The sequence below is a fragment of the Arthrobacter sp. H14 genome (genome assembly GCF_000520495.1).
GTDB lineage: Bacteria > Actinomycetota > Actinomycetes > Actinomycetales > Micrococcaceae > Arthrobacter_C.
The window spans coordinates 98,561-101,934 of sequence record NZ_KI914647.1 but is presented as its reverse complement, the minus strand read 5'-3'; the positions used below and the strand labels follow the sequence as shown (position 1 = coordinate 101,934).

Genomic DNA, 3,374 nt, shown 5'->3' with positions numbered 1-3,374 from the left:
GCCACCGCCGACGATGCACAGAAGGCCGCCGAAGCAACTTCCAGGGCGCGGATCGTGGACGGGGAAGGCCGGACCGTCGCAGGGATACGGTCGAGCGGAACTGAAGTGTCCGCAGAGATTTCCGACGGCGGTGCCAACCGCCTTGTGGCGCTGGCTGAGCGGAAGAGCCCGCACTGGTCCGCCTGGCTGGATGGGGAGCAACTCACGGCCACGGCCGATGGTTGGTCACAGGCCTTTGCATTGCCTGCCGATGGCGGCTCACTTGAGATCAAGTACTCACATCCGTGGACGGCATGGTGGGCAGCGGGGCAGATCGTCGTAATCGGACTTACCGTGCTGCTTGCCATCCCGCTTCCGGCCAAGCGGCGGAACACATTACGACGGCGGGTTGGCTCGGAAGCTGACCGGCCGGAAGTCAGGGCAGGTTGAGATGTTGAATAAATCCGGCTCCCGGCGGATGGGAGGCGTTGCGGTTTCGGTTGCCGTCATCTGTGCGGGCTCTGCCATGGTGGCTTCTGCCCTCATCGCCAATCCAGGTTCTGCAACGGAATCCCTTCCAGTGCCCAAGACCGCCGTCCCCGCCGGTGGTTATGTGTCCGTGTGTCCGGATCCGGCGCACCTGCTCAAAGGGGCAATGGCCGGTACCGATGCTCAATTCAGCCCGAAGTCCGAAACGGCCAAGAGTGCGGTGACCGCCGTCGTGCTCAATAATGCCACCGGTTCCATTCCAGGCAGCACTATATCCAAGCTCGGAGGCGGGGACCGGCTGCGCACTATCGCGGAAGGAACGGATTCTCCAGCCGGGCAGGAGAAAGCGGGCAAGCCTTCCGAAGGCGACGTGCGGGATAACCTCAGCGCCGCCGTCGTTCCTTCCGAAGCAGTCAACGAAGCGGCGGTACTCCGCGCCCAACCGCTCGGCCAGCAGGAGGCGGCTGTCGGAGCAGTCCTGACCTATTCAGCCAAGGACGGAGACCTGCGCGGGCTCGCCTCGGCCAACTGCCAGCGCCCAGCCAACGACCTGTGGTTGCTCGGTGCCAACACCACCATCGGCCAGACTGCGCTGCTGAACATCTACAACCCCTCCAGCACGCCGGCCACAGTGGACCTCGAGCTTTTCGGAGCGGACGGTCCTATCGAGGCCGCCGGCAGCCGTGGCATCCTGGTTCCGCCGGGTAAGAGCGAATCAGTCGTGCTCGGCGGGCTCGCGCCGGACCGCGGTCAATTGGCGGTGCACGTCCACAGCAGCGGCGGTTCGGTCACGGCCAATATCCAGCAGAGCGCCTTACGCGATCTCGTTCCCGGTGGTGTCGAGTACCTTTCGCCGGGTTCCGGACCATCGACGCGGCAGGTCGTGACGGGCGTGCGGATTCAGGGCGGGGAGACCGCGTCGGAGATCAGTGATCAGGCAGGGTACGGCTCCGCAAGCCCGGTATTGCAGCTGGCGGTTCCTGGCACGACGGAAGCAGTCGTGAAGGTTCAGGTCTTAGGTCCGGATGGAGAGGAACCTCTGGCAGAAGATGGAGTCTTGACCGTTCCCGGTGAAACCGTGCAGGAGATTCCACTGAGCGGCCTTCCGAAGGGTACCTATACCGTCGTCGCCACCTCTGATGTATCGGTCGCCGCAACGGCAAGGCTGAGCAAGGGGATTAAGACTGGAGAACCGGTGGATATGGGTTTCAGCGGCAGCGTGGAACGGATGGGAAGCCGCCATGTCATTCCTGTCTCTTCCGACGTTGAAGCAAAGTTGGTGTTCGGGGCTCCGTTCCGGGACGCCGAGGTGGAACTGATTCCGATTAGCGCGGACGGCGAACCGGGGGAGAGCCGGACGGTAAGCATTGCGGCCGGCACCACTGAGCAATTGCCAGTCGGCGGAGACGGTGTGGTGGCCTTCGTCGCCAGCGCTTCAGGCGGTGCCGTGTATGGAGCTCAGTTGCTTACCGACGACGGCAAAGCGGACATCGCCGTCGTGCCGGTTCCGGAGGCGGTGAACGGGGAACGCAGCCTGCCTGTCAGCGTCGGCTACTAACCAGGTTTCGCGCGGAGGGTCAGCCGCCGAAGTGTCCGTACATCGGATCGACGGCTTCGGGCGAGATTCCCAACAGCTCCGCGGCCTGCTCCACGACCGCATCGTGGACAAGTTCGCTGACCTCGCCGTGGCCGCGCGCCGCTGTCTGTACGGGATGCCGGTAGATGACGATGGCGGCAGGGTTGTCCGAGGTTTCCGGCCGGAAGGTGCCAAGTGGGGCGCAACCGCCCAAGGAGGCCAGTTCCTCAAGGTGCGGGGGAATGTCCTCCACCTGGAACTCAATGGAATCGATGACGGATCCCCACAACTGGTGCAGCCGCTCGGCGGACTCGAGAACGTACTGATCGAACTGCTGGCTTCTGCTCAGCGATGCAGGGGCACCGGGAGGAAGCAGCGGGGATCTCAGCCCACGGCCGTGCCGGTTTCGCCGACGGAGCCGGAACAAGCTGTGGGCGTGTGGCTGCACCGCGCCGTCCCGAATGCCGGGACCGGCAGCTTCAGGCGTTGCCGCTTCCGCCTTCAACCGAACGGTGAAGTGCGATCCGTTCTCCATACACAAGACTTTAGACCTTCAACGGCGTCTCGGCGAGATGGCACGAAATGCTGGAATCCTCCGCATGGCGAAAAGCCTTAGGACCGCAAACGATAGTAGGCTCAGGTGTCGTGGTAGCCATACGTCAATGTTCCCGATCAGCCTGCAGCAACAGGGCTATGTCCACTTTGACCTACGTCTATGCCGATTCAACCGCCGTTCTGGGACCGCTGGCCACTTACGCAGAGCCGCATTGTTACGATTTGTGTGCCGAGCATGCCGGCCGGCTGACAGTTCCGAGGGGCTGGGAAGTGGTCCGGCTGGCGCTACCGCAGATGCCGGCCGAGCCCAACCCGGACGACCTGCTGGCCCTCGCCAATGCCGTCAGGGAAGCGGCGAACCCCCAGCGGGTGGAGCAACCCGTGGCAAAGCGCAGGTCCTCGCGTGGTTCAATCGAGCCTCCAGCCGAGACCGGGGAAATCCGCCGCGGCCATCTCCGTATTCTGCGCGAATAAGATCCGCCCGATAGGCTGGAATCACGGGGCTGCGTTCCGCCCCGGACGACTAAAGGTGCTCCCACGCACCGGATAACCGGAGTATTTTCCCGATGCCAAACCTTGCTCCTGAGCTTTTGACCATCCTGCGCTGCCCGGTCACAGGTTCCACTCTCGCCCAGGGCGGGAACCAGCTGGTCTCCGAAGCTCCAGGTCCGGATGGCAAGCCGTTGCGGTACAGCATTAATGAAGGAATCCCGGTGCTGCTGCCGGCCGACCTCCTGACGGCGGCGACGCAGGCGGGTTCAGACCAGCACGACGG

Annotated in this window: 4 protein-coding genes and 1 pseudogene; 4 read left to right on the top strand and 1 reads right to left on the bottom strand. The window is 63.8% G+C overall.

The features are described 5' to 3' along the window. Both Y707_RS31425 and Y707_RS24830 read left to right on the top strand, forming a co-directional pair. Positions 1-429: pseudogene (locus tag Y707_RS31425) on the top strand (hypothetical protein); the annotation flags it as partial. A 1-nt stretch (position 430) separates the two neighbouring features. Continuing rightward, complete coding sequence (locus Y707_RS24830) at positions 431-2,026, top strand: DUF5719 family protein (RefSeq protein WP_051441844.1); 1,596 nt, start codon at positions 431-433, stop codon at positions 2,024-2,026. Positions 2,027-2,045: 19 nt separating this feature from the next. On the opposite strand, the gene Y707_RS0109600 is transcribed toward Y707_RS24830, so the two are convergent. After that, positions 2,046-2,579 carry a metallopeptidase family protein gene (locus Y707_RS0109600; RefSeq protein WP_026534922.1) on the bottom strand — a complete coding sequence of 178 codons (534 nt, stop codon included), beginning with the start codon at positions 2,577-2,579 and terminating at the stop codon, positions 2,046-2,048. A gap of 158 nt (positions 2,580-2,737) precedes the next feature. Here Y707_RS0109600 and Y707_RS0109595 point away from each other — a divergent pair, with 158 nt between their 5' ends. Both Y707_RS0109595 and Y707_RS31420 read left to right on the top strand, forming a co-directional pair. After that, positions 2,738-3,073 (top strand): DUF3499 domain-containing protein, encoded by a 336-nt coding sequence (locus Y707_RS0109595; protein ID WP_051441843.1) that lies wholly within the window; start codon positions 2,738-2,740, stop codon positions 3,071-3,073. Positions 3,074-3,165: 92 nt separating this feature from the next. Further along, positions 3,166-3,374, top strand: a 209-nt coding sequence (locus Y707_RS31420) for a Trm112 family protein (protein WP_026534920.1), incomplete at its 3' end; no start/stop codon positions are given.

Bases quoted from the DNA above. Each gene is read 5' to 3' on its own strand.
- Y707_RS0109600 (WP_026534922.1), bottom strand. From the start codon at position 2,579: ATGGAGAACGGATCGCACTTCACCGTTCGGTTGAAGGCGGAAGCGGCA.
- Y707_RS24830 (WP_051441844.1), top strand. From the start codon at position 431: ATGTTGAATAAATCCGGCTCCCGGCGGATGGGAGGCGTTGCGGTTTCG.
- Y707_RS0109595 (WP_051441843.1), top strand. From the start codon at position 2,738: ATGTCCACTTTGACCTACGTCTATGCCGATTCAACCGCCGTTCTGGGA.